Origin of the sequence: Bradyrhizobium sp. CCBAU 51753 (assembly GCF_015291565.1) — a bacterium.
Classification (GTDB): Bacteria; Pseudomonadota; Alphaproteobacteria; order Rhizobiales; family Xanthobacteraceae; genus Bradyrhizobium; species Bradyrhizobium ivorense.
On sequence record NZ_CP030037.1, the window covers coordinates 4135624 to 4153970 of the forward strand.

16 protein-coding genes are annotated in these 18347 nt (G+C 65.8%); 12 read left to right on the forward strand and 4 right to left on the reverse strand.

What is annotated here, in order from left to right:
- Positions 1-65 precede the first annotated feature (65 nt).
- The gene (locus tag XH93_RS18505) at positions 66-470 is read right to left on the reverse strand and encodes a hypothetical protein (protein WP_194474648.1); all 405 of its coding nucleotides are present in this window, start codon (positions 468-470) and stop codon (positions 66-68) included.
- A gap of 340 nt (positions 471-810) precedes the next feature.
- Between XH93_RS18505 and XH93_RS18510 the strand changes: the two genes are divergently transcribed.
- Both XH93_RS18510 and XH93_RS18515 read left to right on the forward strand, forming a co-directional pair.
- Positions 811-1851 (forward strand): IS110 family transposase, encoded by a 1041-nt coding sequence (locus XH93_RS18510; RefSeq protein ID WP_194474649.1) that lies wholly within the window; start codon positions 811-813, stop codon positions 1849-1851.
- A 558-nt stretch (positions 1852-2409) separates the two neighbouring features.
- Positions 2410-3819, forward strand: coding sequence for a sensor histidine kinase (locus tag XH93_RS18515; protein WP_194474650.1), 1410 nt, complete (start codon positions 2410-2412; stop codon positions 3817-3819).
- A gap of 114 nt (positions 3820-3933) precedes the next feature.
- Here the strand turns inward: XH93_RS18515 and XH93_RS18520 are convergent, their stop codons facing one another.
- Positions 3934-4704 (reverse strand): enoyl-CoA hydratase, encoded by a 771-nt coding sequence (locus XH93_RS18520; RefSeq protein ID WP_194474651.1) that lies wholly within the window; start codon positions 4702-4704, stop codon positions 3934-3936.
- A gap of 133 nt (positions 4705-4837) precedes the next feature.
- On the opposite strand from XH93_RS18520, the gene XH93_RS18525 reads away from it, so the two are divergent.
- Together XH93_RS18525 and XH93_RS18530 are read left to right on the forward strand one after the other, a co-directional pair.
- Positions 4838-5374 carry a PaaI family thioesterase gene (locus XH93_RS18525; RefSeq protein ID WP_139861390.1) on the forward strand — a complete coding sequence of 179 codons (537 nt, stop codon included), beginning with the start codon at positions 4838-4840 and terminating at the stop codon, positions 5372-5374.
- A gap of 72 nt (positions 5375-5446) precedes the next feature.
- Complete coding sequence (locus XH93_RS18530) at positions 5447-6061, forward strand: TetR/AcrR family transcriptional regulator (RefSeq protein ID WP_139484114.1); 615 nt, start codon at positions 5447-5449, stop codon at positions 6059-6061.
- A 235-nt stretch (positions 6062-6296) separates the two neighbouring features.
- Here XH93_RS18530 and XH93_RS18535 read toward each other — a convergent pair whose 3' ends face one another.
- Positions 6297-7235: a LysR family transcriptional regulator gene (locus tag XH93_RS18535; RefSeq protein WP_194474652.1), complete on the reverse strand. Its 939-nt coding sequence runs from the start codon at positions 7233-7235 to the stop codon at positions 6297-6299.
- Positions 7236-7356: 121 nt separating this feature from the next.
- Here XH93_RS18535 and XH93_RS18540 point away from each other — a divergent pair, with 121 nt between their 5' ends.
- The 8 genes from XH93_RS18540 (at position 7357) to XH93_RS18575 (ending at position 16970) form a co-directional block, all read left to right on the forward strand.
- Positions 7357-8853 carry a CoA-acylating methylmalonate-semialdehyde dehydrogenase gene (locus tag XH93_RS18540; RefSeq protein ID WP_194474653.1) on the forward strand — a complete coding sequence of 499 codons (1497 nt, stop codon included), beginning with the start codon at positions 7357-7359 and terminating at the stop codon, positions 8851-8853.
- Positions 8854-8977: 124 nt separating this feature from the next.
- Entirely contained in the window at positions 8978-10123 is a 1146-nt protein-coding gene (locus XH93_RS18545; protein WP_194474654.1) for an isobutyryl-CoA dehydrogenase, read from the forward strand.
- A complete protein-coding gene (locus XH93_RS18550) occupies positions 10120-11202 on the forward strand; it encodes an enoyl-CoA hydratase/isomerase family protein (protein WP_194474655.1) in 1083 nt (360 codons plus the stop codon). The genes XH93_RS18545 and XH93_RS18550 overlap by 4 nt, the downstream gene beginning before the upstream one ends.
- Before the next feature lie 24 nt (positions 11203-11226).
- On the forward strand, positions 11227-12114 hold the full coding sequence (gene mmsB / locus XH93_RS18555; RefSeq protein WP_194474656.1) for a 3-hydroxyisobutyrate dehydrogenase: 888 nt from the start codon (positions 11227-11229) through the stop codon (positions 12112-12114).
- Positions 12115-12247: 133 nt separating this feature from the next.
- A complete protein-coding gene (locus XH93_RS18560) occupies positions 12248-13978 on the forward strand; it encodes an AMP-binding protein (RefSeq protein WP_194474657.1) in 1731 nt (576 codons plus the stop codon).
- A 3-nt stretch (positions 13979-13981) separates the two neighbouring features.
- Positions 13982-14461 (forward strand): MaoC family dehydratase, encoded by a 480-nt coding sequence (locus tag XH93_RS18565; RefSeq protein WP_139861382.1) that lies wholly within the window; start codon positions 13982-13984, stop codon positions 14459-14461.
- Positions 14462-14711: 250 nt separating this feature from the next.
- A complete protein-coding gene (locus tag XH93_RS18570; RefSeq protein ID WP_194474658.1) occupies positions 14712-15629 on the forward strand; it encodes an SDR family NAD(P)-dependent oxidoreductase in 918 nt (305 codons plus the stop codon).
- Between the two features lie 165 nt (positions 15630-15794).
- Positions 15795-16970, forward strand: coding sequence for a TIGR03862 family flavoprotein (locus XH93_RS18575; RefSeq protein ID WP_246799717.1), 1176 nt, complete (start codon positions 15795-15797; stop codon positions 16968-16970).
- A gap of 91 nt (positions 16971-17061) precedes the next feature.
- Here XH93_RS18575 and XH93_RS18580 read toward each other — a convergent pair whose 3' ends face one another.
- On the reverse strand, positions 17062-18279 hold the full coding sequence (locus XH93_RS18580) for an MFS transporter (protein ID WP_194474660.1): 1218 nt from the start codon (positions 18277-18279) through the stop codon (positions 17062-17064).
- Positions 18280-18347: the final 68 nt, after the last annotated feature.

Consider the following 18347-nt stretch of genomic DNA (forward strand, 5'->3'; position numbering starts at 1 on the left):
GAAGCGATATCCGGGGATGCCAGGATCCCGCATGTCGCTGCGCTCATGCGGGCCACGGCTACGGGCTATTCCCTGGTCCGCCACTGCACGAGTGCCGCCCAGAAAAGCATGAAGAATGCCGCTCCCATGACGGCTGAATAGAAAGTGACCGGGAAGCTCCGCCACCGGTCATCCAACCGATAGCCCAGCTGACCCCATTTCTTTTCTATTCGGCTGCCGACGGGAATGCTTCGCTCCAGGAAAGCGTCGGTCGGGCCTGCGACATAGGGGGTGTCGTGGTTGCTCGCATCGCGAACCACGTATTCGGTCGCATATCTGGGAGCCCCTTTTGACGGCCTATCCAGGCTGGAAACGACGACCCCATCAAGCTCGGTGGCGTATCGCGCCCACAAGGTTTGAAACCCGAAGCTCCACAGAATCCATAGCGCGAGGATGGTGAGAATGACGGACTGCGAATTCGGATATTTCATTGTGGGGCCTGACAATGTGAAGGCGACCTCATGGTCCCATTTCCCACGCACTGAAAAGCGTAGCCCGGATGGAGCGGAGCGCAATCCGGGATAATGCGATCCGCGGATCATGCGTTCCCGGATTGCGCTGCGCTCCATCCGGGCTACGGCATGATACAAGGAGCAAGTAGATGGGGTAACGGGCCCGCGGTCCTCCCTTCCAAGCAAGCCGCGCTAGCTACGGCGCTGTTTTGATGCGCGCGTCGCGCGGCTTGCTTGGAAGGGAGGCGGTCGTCCCTCACATTGATGGTGTAACGGAGTCGGGGCTTGAGCCCGCTCCAAGCATCGAGGAGAGACGACCATGGACCATTATGCCGGAATCGACGTGTCATTGGAATGCTCCAGCGTGTGCGTTGTCGATGCGAACGGCAAGATCGTTCGCGAGGCCAAGGTGGCGAGCGAGCCGGAGGCGCTGATCGACTGGTTCCGCTCGCTCGGGTTCGATCTGGCCAGGATCGGACTTGAAGCCGGACCGCTGTCGCAATGGCTCTATGCGGCGATGAAGAAGGCCTGTCTGGCGGTCGAGCTTCTGGAGACGCGCCATGTGAGCGACGCGTTCAAGGCGATGCCGGTGAAGTCTGACCGCAACGATGCCCGCAATATCGCGCAATTGATCCGGCTCGGCTGGTTCCGGCCGGTCCACTGCAAGTCGATGAGCGCGCAGGAGACCCGCGCAATGCTGACGGCGCGCAAGCTGGTCCAGAACAAGCTCCAGGACGTCGAGAACAGCCTGCGCGGGATCTTGCGTGGCTTCGGCTTGAAGGTCGGCAAGACAACCAAGCGCAGCTTTGCGCCACGGATCCGCGAGCTGGTGGCCGGCCATCCGGCGCTCGAGACGATCGCCGAGGCGCTGCTCGCGGCCCACACGGTGCTGGTGCGCGAGTTCAACGGATTTGAGAAGCGGGTGCGGGCGATGTCGCGGTTGGATGCCAAGGCCAGGCTGCTGATGTCGACGCCGGGCGTAGGGCCGGTCACCTCGCTGACCTATGCCAGCGCCATCGACGACACCTCCCGCTTCATTTCGTCGAAGCGGGCGGGGCCGCTGTTCGGGTTGACGCCGAAGAAGTATCAGTCGGGCGAGACCGACTATTCCGGCCGCATCAGCAAAAACGGCGACGCCGCGGTGCGCGAGGCGCTCTATGAGGCCGCCCACAGCATCCTGAGCAAGCCGATCAAGGGCTGCGCGCAGCTCAAGAGCTGGGCGATGCGGATCGCCCGCCGCGCCGGCATCAGCAAGGCCAAGGTGGCGCTGGCGCGCAAGCTCGCCGTGATCATGCTGCGCATGCTCAAGGACAACGTCCCCTTCAACGCGACTGCCAAGGTAACCGCCATGGCGGCTTAAAACAGGAGCAAACAAGTTTTCGGGCGGGTCACCACACCAGCCTTCCCGAAGCGAAGTCCCTTCGCCGGGACGATGGATCAGGTCAGGCCGTCATCCGGGTTGTCGACGCATCCCACGATGCGATCACGCTTCCGTAGATTGGCCGACCTGCTCCTCTTAGAACCCCATCAGGCGACGGCCACCGCGCCGATCCCGTACAGAAGCAGGTTCCCGGCGAGCGGATGATGCAAAAAGGGATTGACTAACCAAGGCCCGTTACAGAAGCCCGGATGAGCGACCTGTCCGCCATAGCTCGAAGAGCGACGGCGGAAGCGATATCCGGGTGATCGGCCCCGCATGTCGCTGCGCTCATGTGGGCTACGGGCGCAGAATTGGCGCGCCGATCTGTGGCCGACCCCCACGCGCCGGCGAATGCAAGGTGAGGGAGCGGGCGCGGCGTGTTGCCGCGCTTCCACTAAGGACGTACCAAAAAGCCAGCGACAGCGCGGCGCAGCTGTCGTAGATCATTTTCCGAGCTCCATTTTCCAGTGCCGAGACTTTTCACCCGCAATACCCGTAATGCATGGCCTTTTGACCCGCCTTGGACTGCGCTTTGAAGACGTCGTCGAAGAGCGCCGGTTCGTCGACCAGTATGTGCGGGGCAATATCGGCTGGACCCAGGTAGCGATGCTGCTCGGCGTGCTCACCTACGCCGGATATGCCTTCTGGGACTGGGTGCTTTACCCCGAAGTCGTGTCGACCACGCTCGCGATCCGCGGTGGAACCGCGCTGTTCGTGCTGCTGCCGCTGACCTTGCTGCTTTCGGTTCGGGCCGCGAAGGGCTGGGCCGAAACCATCTTCCTGGTCTATTGCGTGGTTCCGGGCTGCGTGCTGCCGAGCGTCTATCTGGTGCTGCCCTCGGGGTTCACCTACGCCGCGCCCGGCATGATCATGGTGATCCTGTTCGTCTCGACCATGCTGCCGCTGCGGGTCGGCTCGCTGGCCGTGTTCTGCTTTACGACCTGGATCGCCCTGTGCATCGCTGAATCCTTTGCCCCCGCCTTGCCGCCGGGGCTGCGCTTCATCAACCATTCGCTGGTCTGCAACGCCTATGCGCTGTCGCTCTATGCCGTCGCCGCCCGCGAATTTCGCGCGCGCAGGCAGTTCCGCACTGCCGAGGCCCTGAAGCAGGAGAAGGAACGCTCGGAGGCCTCGCTGCGCGAGCTGCACGCGACCCAATCGCATCTCGTCCAGGCCGAGAAGCTGGCTTCGCTCGGGCAACTCGTCGCCGGGGTCGCCCACGAGGTGAGCACGCCGCTTGGCCTCGCGCTGACCACGTCCACGGCCATGGAGAGCGACCTTCGCACCATCGTCCGCGTACTGAATGGAACGGCGGTCCGGCGGTCCGACCTGATGAAAGGCATTGGACGGCTGGGGGAGGGGCTGCGGATCACCTTTGAAAACCTGCATCGGGCGTCCGAGATGGTGCACAGCTTCAAGCAGGTCGCCATCCACCAGGCCGACGAGGAGCGCCATACGTTCGAACTCGGGGGATGGCTTTCAGAGCTCGTCGCAAAGCTCGGGCCACTGCTGTCGCGCCAGGGCTTGATCGTCGACGTCACCTGCCCGCAGGGGATCATCCTCAACAGCTATCCGGGTGCGCTGGCGCAGGTGATCAGCAACCTCGCCTTCAACGCGGCGGTGCACGCCTATCCGGACGGCAAAGGAGGCGCCTTCCACGTGACGGTCTCGCAACCGGAGCCGACTGCGGTGCGGATCGTTTGTGCCGATAGGGGAATCGGAATTCCAAGCGATATGCAGGGGCGCGTGTTCGATCCGTTCGTCACCACCGGACGGGAGAGGGGCAATATCGGCCTCGGACTGCACGTCGTCTTCAACATCGTCGCGTCGTCGCTCAGCGGGCGTATCGAACTGGACAGCAAGCCGAACTGCGGCACGCTGGTGGCGATCGAGATTCCGGTGTCGTAGTCTCGTAGCAAGCGTAGCCCGGATGGAGCGGAGCGCAATCCGGGGCAGGTCGATCCGCGGACAACGCGGCCCCGGATTGCGCTGCGCTGCATCCGGGCTACAAGTGCCTGACCGCTACCGCTTCCGGTCCAGAAACCCCTGCAGCAGGCGCTGCGGCTCGCCGGTCAGGAAGGACTTTCCGAACACGCCGACGCTGAGGTTGACTGACTCGGTCAGCGGCAACTCTTCCCATTGCCGCAGCAGATCCTTCTGGATGCGCAGCGCCTCGGGGCCGCATTCCAGCAGCGCCTTGACCGTGTGCTCGACGGCCTCATTGAGGCCGCCGGGCTTTGCCACCGTGTCGACCAGGCCCCAGGCCAGCGCGGTCGGGGCGTCGATGTTCTCCGCGGTCATCATCAGCCAGCGGGCGCGGCCCCAGCCGACCAGGCGCGGCAGCAGCGCGGCGTGGATCACCGAGGGGATGCCGACGCGCACCTCGGGCATGCCGAACATCGCATCATGCGCCGCAATGCGGACATCGCAGGCCGCCGCGACCTCGAGGCCGCCGCCGAGGCACCAGCCGGGCAGGCGGGCGATCACCGGCGCCGGAAACTTTCGTATCGCCTCGCAGAGGTCGCGCAGCCGGGTGATGAATGCCTCGGCGGACTTCTGATCGAGCTTCGCCATTTCCTTGATGTCGGCGCCGCCGATCATGCTGCGCTCGCTCTCGCCGGCGAGGATCACCGCACGGATCGTCGGATCGGACGCCAGATGCTCGAAGCCGGCGCGGACGCCGTCGGTCACCGCAGAGCTGACGATGTTCAGCTTGCCGGCGTTGCAGATGGTCAGGCGGACGACGCCTCTTAAGTCGCGGTCGATGCCGCAATGGGGATTGAGCATGTCCATGGAATGGTCCCGGCGCCGGAGTTGATCGCGCCATGTCCCGGACAAGGCACGGCTTTGTCAAGGGAGCGGCACCAGGGTTGCGCCGGGAGGATCGCATCTATAGAATTATGATCATCATTCCAATGGAGCCATCATGACCGCCGAGACGACCGACCTGTTTTCGCCCGACCTGCTGCGCGTGCGCGTGGTGGAGTGGCAGGCGCCGGGGCCGGCCGCGCAGGCGGCGGCGCCGATGTCGGGCATCGAGGCGATGCGGGCGATCCGCGACGGCGTTCTGCCGCCGCCGCCGATGGCCAGGCTGATCGGTCTGCGCATGAGCGTGGTCGAGGAGGGGCGGATCGTGATGGAACTCGAGCCGCACGAGAGCCTCGAAAACACCATTGGCCTCTTGCACGGCGCCACCGCGGCGGCGCTGCTCGATACCGCCATGGGCTGCGCCATCTCGACCATGCTGCCGGCCGGGCAGACCTCGGTGACGCTCGACCTCAAGCTGGCCTATCTGCGCCCGCTGTCGGTGCGCTCGGGAACCATCACCGCCGAGGGCAAGATCATCAAGCTCGGCCGCCAGACCAGCTACACCGAGGGCTTCGTCCGCGACGGCAAGGGCAATCTCGCAGTGCACGCAACCGCGACCTTTTCCATGGTCGGCGAGCCGGCCAAGGCGAAATAGAAGGCGAAATAGCTGGAGCTTTTCCGCCGTACATCTGCTGTTATATGATTAGAAACATTTCATGAGAGTGGCATGCGCTATTCCAAGGAACACAAGCAGGAGACCCACGCGCGAATCGTGCGCAAGGCCGCAACCCGGCTGCGCGAGAAGGGCGCCCACGGCATCGGCGTCGCCGATTTGATGAAGGACGCCGGGCTGACCCATGGCGGCTTCTACGCGCATTTCGACTCGCGCGAGGCGCTGGTGATCGAGGCCTTCAATTATGCGATGGACCGCGCCACCGAGCGCTGGCGCAAGGTCACCGCCGATGTGGCGCCGGAGAAGCGGCTGGCCACCGTCGTCGACGGCTACCTGACCGCGGCTCACCGCGACGATCCGGGCCAGGGCTGCGCGGTGCCGTCGCTCGGCGCCGAGATCGCCCGCGAGAGCCCGAAGACCCGCAAGGCGTTTGCGCTCAAGCTCGAGCAGATGATCGACATGATCGCCGACCAGATCGTCGACGTGCCGCGCAAGGCCGCGCGCAAGCAGGCGATGGGTGTGCTGGCCACCATGATGGGCACCATCGTGATGTCGCGGATCGCGGGCACCGGCGAATTGTCGGACGAGATTTTGGGTGCCGGCCGTGAGGCAGTGCTCGGCCGTGCCGCGCCGGCGGTGAAGGCGCCGGCGAAGAAGAAGGTGAATTAAGCCCGTCGAGCCGGACTGGAGCAGCGCGCTCGAAGCCAGACCCGTCATCCTGAGAGGGTGTGACGCTTTGTCCTCTCACCTGTCATCGCCCGGCTTGACCGGGCGATCCAGTACGCCGCGGCCTCTCGGTTCATTCACCACCGTCTCTGGAATACTGGATCGCCCGGTCCATCTGCGCAATTGCGCACAGGCCGGGCGATGACAGCGGTGGGTGAGGACAAAGCTTCACTCCTTCTCAGGATGGCGGGGTGGATGGAGTTACACTTCCCCCAAACAACGCCCGCTCGGCTTCCACCGTCTCGTAGGTGTAATCCGCCACCGCGCGGATGCGCGCCAGGTCCTTGCTGTCGGCGTGCATCAGGAGCCAGAAGGTGCGGGAGATCCGCACCTCGTCCGGCAGCACCGGCACCAGCTCCGGATGCGCCGTCGCCATGAAATGCGGCAGCACGGCGATGCCGAAGCCGGCGATGGTGGCGTTGAGCTGCGCGATCAGATTGGCGCTGCGGAATTTGGCGGAAATCTTCGGCGAGACCTGCGGCAGATAGTCCAGTTCCGGCGTGAACAGCAATTCCTCGATGTAGCCGACGAAGCGGTGCTTCGGCAGATCGGCGCGCGCGGCGATATCAGGCGCCTTGGCGAGATAGGCCGGTGCGGCATAAAGCCCGAGCGTGTAGTCCAAGAGCTTGCGGCCGACGATGCGGCCTTCCTTCGGCATGGTCAGGCTGATCGCAATGTCGGCCTCGCGCTTGGAGAGCGAGAACAGCCGCGCGGTGGCGACCAGCTGAAGATCGAGATCGGGATACCGCTCGGTGAACTTGACCAGCCGCGAGGCCAAAAAGTGGCTGCCGAAGCCGTCGGGCGCCCCGATCCGCACCGTGCCGGTGAGATGCGCGCGCGAGCCGCCCACCGCCTCCTGGTTGGCGACGATGGTGGATTCCATCGCCTCGGCACTGTCGGCGACGCGCTGGCCGGCTTCGGTCAGCAAGTATCCGGTCTTGCGGCGATCAAACAGTTTTGCGGAGAGGTGGCGCTCCAGCCGGTCGACACGCCGGATCACTGTGGCATGATCGACGCCGAGCTGCTTGGCGGCAGCCGAAACCGACCCGCCGCGCACGATGGCCAGCACGAAACGGAAGTCGTCCCAGTCGATGGTGCCGCCGCCTTGATCCAGCATTTCCGCACATCTATGGTGCAATTTATCGGACTTGTATCCTGTAAAATGCAGGGTCAATAGAGTTTGTAAAGCGATCCTGCCGCTGGAAGCGGCGATTCAGGTCCTCAGAGGGAGGTTATTCATGCGCTCAGTCGGACATTTCATCGGTGGCAAGGAGGTCAAGGGCACGTCGGGCCGCACGGCCGACGTCTTCGAGCCGATGACCGGCGAGGTCCAGGCCAAGGTGGCGCTGGCCTCCAAGGCCGAAGTCCGCGCCGCGGTCGAGAACGCCAGGGCGGCGCAGGGCGAATGGGCCGCGACCAACCCGCAGCGCCGCGCCCGCGTCATGATGAAGTTCGTCGAGCTGGTGCAGCGCGACTATGACAAGCTCGCCGAGCTGCTCGCGCGCGAGCACGGCAAGACTGTCCCCGACGCCAAGGGCGACATCCAGCGCGGCCTCGAAGTCGCCGAGTTCGCCTGCGGCATCCCGCATCTGATGAAGGGCGAGTACACCGAAGGCGCCGGCCCCGGCATCGACATCTATTCGCTGCGCCAGCCCCTGGGAGTGGTCGCCGGCATCACGCCGTTCAACTTCCCGGCCATGATCCCGATGTGGAAGTTTGCGCCGGCGATCGCCTGCGGCAACGCGTTCATCCTGAAGCCGTCGGAGCGCGATCCCGGCGTGCCGATGAAGCTCGCCGAGCTGATGATCGAGGCGGGCCTGCCGCCCGGCATCCTCAACGTCGTCAACGGCGACAAGGAGGCGGTCGACGCCATCCTCGACGATCCCGATATCAAGGCGATCGGCTTCGTCGGCTCGACCCCGATCGCACAGTACATCTATGAGCGCGCGGCGCAGACCGGCAAGCGCTGCCAGTGCTTCGGCGGCGCCAAGAACCACGCCATCGTGATGCCCGACGCCGACATGGACCAGACCGTCGACGCGCTGATCGGCGCCGGCTACGGCTCGGCCGGTGAGCGCTGCATGGCGGTGTCGGTCGCCGTCCCCGTCGGCAAGACCACCGCCGACCGTCTGATGGAAAAGCTGATCCCGCGCGTCGAGTCGCTCAAGATCGGCACCTCGGTCGATCCGTCGGCGGATTACGGCCCGCTGGTGACGCGCGAGGCGGTCGAGAAGGTGAAGAACTACATCGACATCGGCATCAAGGAAGGCGCGACGCTGGCGGTCGACGGCCGCGGCTTCAAGATGCAGGGCTACGAGAAGGGTTTTTATCTCGGCGGTTCGCTGTTCGACAACGTCACCAAGGACATGCGGATCTACAAGGAAGAGATCTTTGGGCCCGTGCTCTCGGTGGTGCGCGCCCACGACTATCGCGAGGCGCTGGCGCTGCCGTCCGAGCATGACTACGGCAACGGCGTTGCGATCTTCACCCGCGACGGCGACGCCGCGCGCGACTTCGCGGCCAAGGTAAACGTCGGCATGGTCGGCATCAACGTGCCGATCCCAGTGCCGATCGCCTATTACACCTTCGGCGGCTGGAAGAAGTCGGGCTTCGGCGACCTCAACCAGCACGGTCCGGATTCGATCCGCTTCTACACCAAGACCAAGACGGTGACCTCGCGCTGGCCGTCCGGCGTCAAGGAGGGTGCGGAGTTCTCGATCCCGACGATGAAGTGATGGTGTAGCCTGGCCGTCATTGCGAGCGCAGCGAAGCAATCCATCTATCCCCGCATGGAGGAATGGATTGCTTCGTCGCTTCGCTCCTCGCAATGACGGCGGATTGCCTTAAAGGGTAGCCGCGATGCAGTTCGCTCTCAATGAGGACCAGATCGCGGTTCGCGACATGGCGCGTGCGTTTGCGGCGGAGAAGATCGCGCCGCACGCCCTGGAATGGGACGAGAAGAAACATTTTCCGGTCGACGTGATGCGCGAGGCGGCGAGCCTCGGCATCGGCGGCATCTACATCAAGGACGACGTCGGCGGCTCAGCGATGACGCGCTTCGACGCGGCGCTGATCTTCGAGGCACTGGCGACGGGGTGCCCGACCACCTCGGCCTTCATCTCGATCCACAACATGGCGTCCTGGATGATCGATGCCTATGGCAACGACGCCCAGCGTCACAAATGGCTGCCAAAACTCTGCACCATGGAGCTGTTGGCGAGCTACTGCCTGACTGAGCCGGGCGCCGGCTCCGATGCCGCCGCCTTGCGCACCCGCGCGGTGCGCGACGGCGATCATTACGTCCTCAACGGTCAGAAGCAGTTCATCTCCGGCGCCGGCGACACCGACATCCTGGTCGCGATGGTGCGCACCGGCGGCGATGGTCCCGGCGGCGTCTCGACCATCGTCATCGACGGCAAGACGCCGGGCGTCTCGTTCGGCGCCAATGAGCGCAAGATGGGCTGGAATGCGCAGCCGACCCGCGCCGTGATGTTCGAGAACGCCCGGGTGCCGGTCGAGAACCGGCTCGGCGAGGAGGGCATCGGCTTCAAGATCGCGATGGCTGGCCTCGACGGTGGCCGCCTCAACATCGCGGCGTGCTCGCTCGGCGGCGCGCAGGCGGCGCTCGACAAGGCGCTGGCCTACATGAAGGACCGCAAGGCGTTCGGAAAGCGCCTCGACGAGTTCCAGGCGCTGCAGTTCAAGATCGCCGACATGGCGACCGAGCTGGAAGCGGCGCGCACCTTCCTGTGGCGCGCGGCGGCGGCGCTCGACCGCAAGGATCCGGACGCCGGCATGCTCTGCGCGATGGCAAAGCGCTTCGGCACAGATGTCGGCTTCGAGGTGGCCAACCAGGCGCTGCAACTCCATGGCGGCTACGGTTACCTCAGCGAATACGGCGTCGAGAAGATCGTGCGCGACCTGCGCGTGCATCAGATCCTCGAAGGCACCAATGAAATCATGCGGCTGATCGTGTCGCGCAAACTGATCGAGGGCGCGCGATGAATGATGCGACGATTGCCGACGGCGACCTGATCGCGCGCAGGGAGGGGACGGCCGGCATCATCCGCCTCAACCGGCCGAAGGCGATCAATGCGGTGACGCTGGAGATGTTTCACGACATTGACCGCGCGCTCGACGCCTTCGAGGCCGATCCCGAGGTTGCGGTGATCGTGCTGGAAGGCGCCGGCGAGCGCGGCCTGTGCGCCGGCGGCGACATTCGCGCGCTCTGGGAAAGCTCGAAGGTCAAGGGCGATCTCGGCAAGATCCTGTGGCGCGACGAGTACATCCTCAACGCCCGGATCAAGAAGTTTCCGAAGCCATACGTCGCGTTCATGGACGGCATTGTGATGGGCGGCGGTGTCGGCCTGTCGGCCCATGCGCGGCATCGCGTGGTGACGGATAAGACCAAGCTCGCAATGCCCGAGGTCGGCCTCGGCTTCTTCCCGGATGTCGGCGGCACCTATCTGCTGTCGCGCTCGCCCGGCGAGACCGGCACCTATTTTGGCCTGACCGGCACCACGATGAACGGCCCCGACGCGGTCTACGCGCAATTCGCCGACGCCGTGGTGCCGAGCGCAAAGCTGCCGGCGCTGCGCGAGGCGCTAACCAAGGTTGCACCTCGCACCAGCTCGGCCGAGATCGACCGGTTGATCGCGGGCTTTGCCACCGGCGAGAAGGCAGGCCCTGTTGCCGCGATGCAGGCTCGGATCGACGGCTGGTTCGCGCGCGGCAAGATGGAAGACATCGTCGCCGCGCTGCAGGCCGACGGCTCCGAGCTGGCGCAGGCGACCTTGAAGACGCTCGGCGAGAAGTCGCCGCGCGGCATGGTGGTGACGCTCAAGCTGCTGCGGCTGGCGCGGGCGACCGCGACGCTGGAAGAGTGCCTGGTGCGCGAATATCGCGCCGCGCTCGAAGTGTTTGCCAGCGACGATTTCCGCGAGGGCGTGCGCGCCGCCGTGATCGACAAGGATCGCAATCCGAAATGGCAGCCCGATCGGATCGAGGACGTGACGCCGGACATGGTCGCGCCTTACTTCGCCGAGATCGGCGCCGACGAATTGAAATTTCCAGACAGCAAATAGAAACGTCGCAAGGGGAGAACCGTCATGGCAGCAGTCGCATTCATTGGGCTCGGCAATATGGGCGGGCCGATGGCGGCCAATCTGGTCAAGGCCGGCCACAAGTTGACCGCGTTCGATCTGGTCGCCGCCTCGCGGGATCAGGCCAAGAGCGATGGTGCCGCGATCGCCGACAGCGGCGCCAGCGCGGTGAAGGGCGCCGATGTCGTCATCACCATGCTGCCGGCCGGCAAGCACGTGCTCGGCGTCTGGAACGAGGTGCTGCCCGCGATGAGCAAGGGCACGCTGATCATCGATTGCTCGACCATCGACGTCGAGAGCGCCAAGCAGGCGCATGCGCTGGCGGCGAAACACGGCATGGCCTCGGTCGACGCGCCGGTCTCCGGCGGCACCGGCGGCGCCAAGGGCGCGACGCTGACCTTCATGTGCGGCGGCGAGGCCAAGGCGTTCGCGGCGGCGCAGCCGGTGCTCGCCAACATGGGCAAGAAGATCGTGCATTGCGGCGGCGGCGGCGCGGGGCAGGCGGCCAAGATCTGCAACAACATGATATTGGGCATTTCCATGATCGCGGTCGGTGAAGCCTTCGTGCTGGCCGAAAAGCTCGGCCTGTCGCATCAGGCGCTGTTCGACGTCGCCTCGACGTCGTCGGGGCAGTGCTGGTCGCTGACCACCTATTGCCCGGTTCCCGGCCCGGTGCCGACCTCGCCGGCCAACAACGATTACAAGCCGGGTTTTGCCTCCAACCTGATGGTGAAGGACCTGACCTTGGCGCAGGACGCGGCGAATGCCGCCGGCGCCGTCACGCCGCTCGGCAAGCATGCGCAGGAGCTCTATAAGGCCTTCGACGCGTCCGGCCACGGCGGGGTCGACTTTTCCGGAATTATCCAGCACGTTCGCAGCCTCGCTGGGAAATAGCGGGGCTCCGCCGTAACCCGGATGGAGCGCAGCGAAATCCGGGACAGTTTTGCCAGCTTGCGCGACCGGCCCCGGATTGCGCTGCGCTCCATCCGGGCTACGTTGAACGCACCTTCGACGGGCTCGGAAGAAGATGACGACATTCCAGGACGCACGCGCCTTTCTGCTCAAGCACCGCACCGACTACGAGGTCGCGGTGAGGGATTTTCGCTGGCCGGATCCGGTGCCGTTCAACTGGGCGCTGGATTGGTTCGACGAGCTGGGACGCGCTGCCGACAGCCGCGAGCGTCCGGCGCTGTGGATCGTCGACGCCGCCAGCGGCAACGAAACAAAGCTCTCCTTCGCCGACCTGTCGCGCCGCTCCAACCAGGTGGCAAATTTCCTGCGCGCGCAGGGGCTGCGGCGCGGCGATCATCTGCTGCTGTTGCTCGGCAATGTCGTGCCGCTGTGGGAGACCATGCTGGCGGCGATGAAGCTCGGCGTCGTCGTGATCCCTGCGACCACGCTGCTGACCCCGGATGAATTGCGCGACCGGCTCGACCGCGGGCGGGCGAAGGCGGTGGTTGCGACACAGGACCAGGTCGCGAAGTTCGCAGGCCTCGGTAGCGAGAAGCTGGTGCGCATCGTGGTCGGCGCGACGCAGACGCACGACGGCTGGCTGCCGTTCGAGGACGCGGCGAAGGCGCCGGAGGTATTCACGCCCGACGGCCCGACCAAGGCCGACGACCCGATGCTGCTCTATTTCACCTCGGGCACCACGGCAAAACCGAAGCTGGTGCGGCACAGCCAGCGCAGCTATCCGGTCGGCCATCTCTCGACCATGTACTGGATCGGGCTGCAGCCCGGCGACGTCCATCTCAACATCTCCTCGCCGGGCTGGGCCAAGCATGCGTGGAGCTGCTTCTTCGCGCCCTGGAATGCCGGCGCATGCGTGTTCGTGGTCAACCAGCCGCGCTTCGACGCCAAGGGCTTGCTCGCCACCATCGGCCGCTGCGGCGTCACCACGCTGTGCGCGCCGCCGACGGTGTGGCGTCTGTTCATCCAGGAGCAGCTTTCGAGCTTCAAGGTCTCCCTGCGCGAGGTCTGCGGCGCCGGCGAGCCGCTCAATCCCGAAGTGATCGACCAGGTGCAGGCGGCCTGGGGCCTGACCATCCGCGACGGCTACGGCCAGACCGAGACCACCGCGCTCGCCGGCAACTCGCCTGGGCAAAAGGTGAAGGTCGGCTCGATGGGCCGGCCGCTGCCGGGCTATCGGGTCCAGGTCACCGACAATGACGGCCATGCCGCCACCGAGGGCGAGGTGACCTTGCTGCTCGGCGCTGACCGGCCGGCCGGGTTGATGCAGGGCTACCAGGGCGACGACGGCAAGCTCGTTGGTGCCGACGGCGAGATCTATCGCAGCGGCGACGTCGTGTTCACCGACGAGGAGGGCTATCTCACCTTCGTCGGCCGCACCGACGACGTGTTCAAATCCTCCGATTACCGCATCTCGCCGTTCGAGCTGGAGAGCGTGCTGCTCGAGCACGATGCGGTTGCGGAAGCCGCGGTGGTGCCGAGCCCGGATCCGATCCGGCTCGCGATCCCGAAGGCCTATGTGCTGCTAGTGGCCGGCGTCGAGCGGACGCCGGAGACGGCGCTGTCGATCTTCAAGCATTTGCACACGCGGCTGGCGCCGTTCAAGCGCATCCGCAAGCTCGAGCTGGTCACCGAGCTGCCGAAGACGATCTCCGGAAAAATCCGCCGCGTGCAGTTGCGCCGGCTCGAACATGACGATAACCGGAGCGATGCATTGCGCGGAAAAGAGTTCCGCGAGGAAGAATTTCCGGAGCTGCAGAGGGTGCGGACGGCCGGATCGGAGAGCTGATCAATGAACGAAGTCTGGAAGAAGCCGCCGGTGTCGCTGGAAACCTACCAGGGCATGGTCGGCAAGGAGATCGGCGTGTCGTCCTGGCACCTGATCGATCAGGGCCGTATCGACACCTATGCCGGGGTGATCGAGGATCATCAGTTCATCCATGTCGATCCCGAGCGGGCGAAGAAGGAGACCGCCTTCGGCACCACGATCGCGCACGGCTTTCTGACGATGTCGCTGATGTCGATCATGTCCTACGAGGTGATGCCGGTCGTCGAGGGCACCGCGATGGGCGTCAACTACGGTTTTGACAAGCTCCGCTTCCTCTCGCCAGTCCGCTCCGGTAAACGCGTCCGCGGCCGCTTCGTGCTGGCGGAGGCGACCTTGCGCAAGCCGAAGGAGCTGCTGTCGCGCACCAGCGTCACCGTCGAGATCGAGGGCGAGGAGAAGCCCGCGCTGGTCGCCGATTGGCTCGGCCTGATCTATTTCAACTAGCCTTTGGTCGTCTCTCGGCCGTCACGGCCGGACTTGACCCGGCCATCCATCGCTGCTCAAAAGCTTGCCAATCTTGCTCGGTGCACCCTCTCCCCCTGTGGGAGAGGGTGGCGAAATCGAGCGCAGCGAGATGAAGCCGGGTGAGGGGTATCTCTCCACGCGCTCAGCTCGCGGAGAGATACCCCTCATCCGGCGCTTCGCGCCACCTTCTCCCACAAGGGGAGAAGGAAAGTAAGAGCAGGAACCGACAATGGCAATCAGGTTTGACGGACGCGTCGCTATCGTCACCGGCGCGGGCAATGGTCTTGGGCGGGCGCATGCGCTGGGGCTGGCCAGCCGCGGCGCCAAGGTCGTGGTCAATGATTTCGGCGGCGCGCGCGATGGCACCGGCGCCTCGCTGTCGCCGGCCGAGGCCGTGGTCGAGGAGATCCGCAAAGCCGGCGGCACCGCGATGGCCGACGGCGCCGACGTCTCCAATTTCGAGCAGGTCACCGCGATGGTCGAGCGCGCCACCAAGGAGTGGGGCAGCGTCGACCTGCTGTGCGCCAATGCCGGCATCCTGCGCGACAAGTCGTTCGCAAAACTCGAGGTCGCCGATTGGGACAAGGTGCTCGGCGTGCATCTGACCGGCACCTTCTACTGCTGCAAGGCGGTGTGGGCCGGCATGCGCGAGCGCAACTACGGCCGCATCGTGCTGACGACCTCGTCATCCGGCCTGTTCGGCAATTTCGGCCAGGCCAATTACGGTGCAGCGAAGGCCGGCATGGTCGGCCTGATGAACGTGCTGGCGGAAGAGGGCCGCAAGAACAACATCAAGGTCAATATCATCTCGCCGACCGCCGCGACCCGGATGACCGAAGAGCTGCTGCCGCCGCAGGCGCTGCAACTGATGCGGCCCGAAGCGATCACGCCCGCGGTGGAATTTTTGCTCAGCGAGGACGCGCCGACCCGCACCATCATGGGCGCCGGCGCCGGCTCGTTCGCGGTGATCAAGGTGCTGGAGACCGAAGGCGTCAACCTGCCGCAATCCGAATGGACCCCGGACGCGATCGCCGCAAACTTTGCCAAGATCGGCGACATGTCGACCGCCAAGGCGCTGCAGGGCGCCTTCGAGCAGACGCAGAAATACGTGGCGCAGGCGGCAGCAAGGGCGGGGATCAAGCTGTGAGGCTGTCATTCCGGGATGGTGCGTAAGCACCAGACCCGGAATCTCGAGATTCCGGGTTCGATGCTTTGCATCGCCCCGGAATGACGTTCATGCAAATGGACGCATCCCATGTCCCCATCTCCCGCCAAGCACACTGCCGTCATCGGCGCCGGCCCCGCCGGCCTGATGGCTGCCGAGGTGCTGGCGCAAGGTGGCGCTGACGTCACCGTCTTCGACGCGATGCCGTCGGCGGGGCGCAAATTCTTGATGGCTGGCCGCGGCGGGCTCAATCTCACCCACTCCGAACCGCTGCCGGATTTTCTCGCGCGTTACCGCGAGGCGATGCCGCATCTGAAAGCTGCGGTCGAGGCATTTCCGCCAAATGCGTTGCGCACCTGGACCGAGGCGCTGGGGCAGCCGACCTTCGTCGGCTCGAGCGGCCGCGTGTTTCCAAAGGCGTTCAAGGCTTCGCCGCTGCTGCGTGCCTGGCTGCGGCGGCTCGATGGCGCGGGGGTGCGTTTTGCATTCCGGCATCGCTGGCTCGGCTGGGACGAGTCCGGCGGGCTGCTGTTCGCAACGCCGGATGGTCCGCGCGCGGTCAAGGCCGATGCGACGGTGCTTGCGCTCGGCGGCGCGAGCTGGCCGCGGCTCGGCTCCGACGGCGCGTGGACGGCAACCCTCGCCGCGAAGGGCATCGCCATCGCGCCGATGCGCGCGGCCAATTCCGGTTTCACCGTCGCGTGGTCAAATGTCTTCCGTGATCGCTTCGAGGGCCAGCCGCTGAAGGGCGTCGCGCTGACGATCGGAGCGCACACCGTGCGCGGCGAGGCGATCATCACCCGCGCCGGCATCGAGGGTGGCGCGATCTACGCATTGTCGGCCGAACTGCGCGACGCGGTGCTCGGTGTCGGGCAGGCGACACTGACGGTCGCGCTGCGGCCGGACCTCGACGTCGCCGCGCTGACCACCCGCCTGTCGGGGACGCGCGGCAAGCAATCGCTGGCGAATTTCCTGCGCAAGGCGGCGCAACTCTCACCTGTCGGCATCGGCCTGATGCAGGAGGCGGCCATTGCGTCCGGCCGGCCGCTGGCATCGTTCTCGCCGGCAGAGCTCGCGCAGTTGATCAACGCAATTCCGGTTCAGCTGACGGGTGTCGCGCCGATCGCGCGCGCGATCTCGAGTGCCGGCGGCATCAGCTTCGCCGAGCTCGACGAGCACTTCATGCTGCGGAAGCTGCCCGGCGTCTTCGCTGCCGGCGAGATGCTAGACTGGGAAGCGCCGACCGGCGGCTATCTGCTGCAGGCGTCATTCGCGACCGGCGTGGCCGCCGGGAGGGGCGCGCTGAGGTGGCTCGCTCCGTAGGATGGGTAGAGCGAAGCGAAACCCATCATTCTTCCGCGCGGGAAGACGTTGATGGGTTTCGCTGCGCTCTACCCATCCTACTGGATACGGCTCATGATGATCCCGTCCTTGTCGCGATGTCCGTGATGAGGCCGAGCACGCCGAACGCTCCGGCGACCACGCAGACCATGGTCCAGCCGCCAAAGCTCCAGGCCGCGGAGGCGGCGGCCGCGCCGACGGCGCCACCGATGAAGAACAGCGCCACGAACAGGCCGTTGATCCGGCCGCGCGCCTCCGGCCGCAGCAGGTTGACCGCGCGGCGGCCGAGCGTCTGGTCCGTGGTGATGCCGAGGTCGAGCAGGATGGTGCCGACGCTCAGCGCCAGCAGCGCTGCGATCCGCGACTCCAGCACCGCGGCCCAGGCGCACAGCGCCAGCGCGCCGGCGATCAGGAGATGCGAGCCGATCAGCATCGGCCGAGCGTAGCCGCGGTCGCCCCAGCGGCCCGCCAGCGGCGTCGCCACCGCGCCGGCGACACCGATCAGGGCGAACAGCGCGATGCCCTTGGCGTCGAGGTGGAACGGCGCGTCGGGCAGGCGCAGCGCGACTGCTGCCCAGAACGCGGTGAACGACGCCATCACCAGCGCCGCGGTCCAGGCGCGGACGCGCAGCACCGGCTCCTCGCGCAGCAGTTTTGGGAACGAGCGCAGCAGCGCGCCATAGCCGACATGCGCTGCCGGCTGCAGCGTCGGCAGCGCGCGCGCCAATGCGCCGGCGAGCACCATCATCAGGACGGCTGACGTGACGTAGTAGCCGCGCCAGTCCCAGGCATCCGCGATCAGGCTGGCCAGCGGCCGCGACAGCAGGATGCCGATCATCAATCCGCTCATGACGTCGCCGATCGCCTGTCCGCGGCGCTCCGGCGGCACCATCGAGGCCACCAGCGGCACCACCATCTGGATCGCCGCGCAGGAGGCGCCGAGAATGAAGGTGGCGGTGAGCAGGATCCACGGCGTCGGCGCCAGCGCGGTGCCGATTGCGGCCACGATGGCGCAGCCGAGCGTGCGCAGGATCAGCCGCTTGTTCTCGACGAGGTCGACCAGCGGCACCAATAGCAGCAGCCCGAGCGCATAACCGAGCAGGGTCAGCGTCGAGATCAGTCCGGCCTGCAACGCGGTCATTCCGAGCGAACCGCCGATCAAGCCGACCAGGATCTGCGGCGCAAACAGATTGGTGACGACGGTGCCGGTGGTGACGGCGCCGATCCAGATCAGCGGGCGCACGGAGACCGCGCCGGCGGGTGAAAGCTTTGTGGCGTCGGAGATGGTCATGGAACCTCGCGAGGTGATTGCGAGGCCCCTTTAGGGGATCGGGCTAATATGCTACAATTCAAATAATC

Bases quoted from the DNA above. Each gene is read 5' to 3' on its own strand.
- XH93_RS18505 (WP_194474648.1), bottom strand. From the start codon at position 470: ATGAAATATCCGAATTCGCAGTCCGTCATTCTCACCATCCTCGCGCTA.
- XH93_RS18510 (WP_194474649.1), top strand. From the start codon at position 811: ATGGACCATTATGCCGGAATCGACGTGTCATTGGAATGCTCCAGCGTG.
- XH93_RS18515 (WP_194474650.1), top strand. From the start codon at position 2,410: ATGCATGGCCTTTTGACCCGCCTTGGACTGCGCTTTGAAGACGTCGTC.
- XH93_RS18520 (WP_194474651.1), bottom strand. From the start codon at position 4,704: ATGGACATGCTCAATCCCCATTGCGGCATCGACCGCGACTTAAGAGGC.
- XH93_RS18525 (WP_139861390.1), top strand. From the start codon at position 4,838: ATGACCGCCGAGACGACCGACCTGTTTTCGCCCGACCTGCTGCGCGTG.
- XH93_RS18530 (WP_139484114.1), top strand. From the start codon at position 5,447: ATGCGCTATTCCAAGGAACACAAGCAGGAGACCCACGCGCGAATCGTG.
- XH93_RS18535 (WP_194474652.1), bottom strand. From the start codon at position 7,235: ATGCTGGATCAAGGCGGCGGCACCATCGACTGGGACGACTTCCGTTTC.
- XH93_RS18540 (WP_194474653.1), top strand. From the start codon at position 7,357: ATGCGCTCAGTCGGACATTTCATCGGTGGCAAGGAGGTCAAGGGCACG.
- XH93_RS18545 (WP_194474654.1), top strand. From the start codon at position 8,978: ATGCAGTTCGCTCTCAATGAGGACCAGATCGCGGTTCGCGACATGGCG.
- XH93_RS18550 (WP_194474655.1), top strand. From the start codon at position 10,120: ATGAATGATGCGACGATTGCCGACGGCGACCTGATCGCGCGCAGGGAG.
- mmsB (WP_194474656.1), top strand. From the start codon at position 11,227: ATGGCAGCAGTCGCATTCATTGGGCTCGGCAATATGGGCGGGCCGATG.
- XH93_RS18560 (WP_194474657.1), top strand. From the start codon at position 12,248: ATGACGACATTCCAGGACGCACGCGCCTTTCTGCTCAAGCACCGCACC.
- XH93_RS18565 (WP_139861382.1), top strand. From the start codon at position 13,982: ATGAACGAAGTCTGGAAGAAGCCGCCGGTGTCGCTGGAAACCTACCAG.
- XH93_RS18570 (WP_194474658.1), top strand. From the start codon at position 14,712: ATGGCAATCAGGTTTGACGGACGCGTCGCTATCGTCACCGGCGCGGGC.
- XH93_RS18575 (WP_246799717.1), top strand. From the start codon at position 15,795: ATGGCTGCCGAGGTGCTGGCGCAAGGTGGCGCTGACGTCACCGTCTTC.
- XH93_RS18580 (WP_194474660.1), bottom strand. From the start codon at position 18,279: ATGACCATCTCCGACGCCACAAAGCTTTCACCCGCCGGCGCGGTCTCC.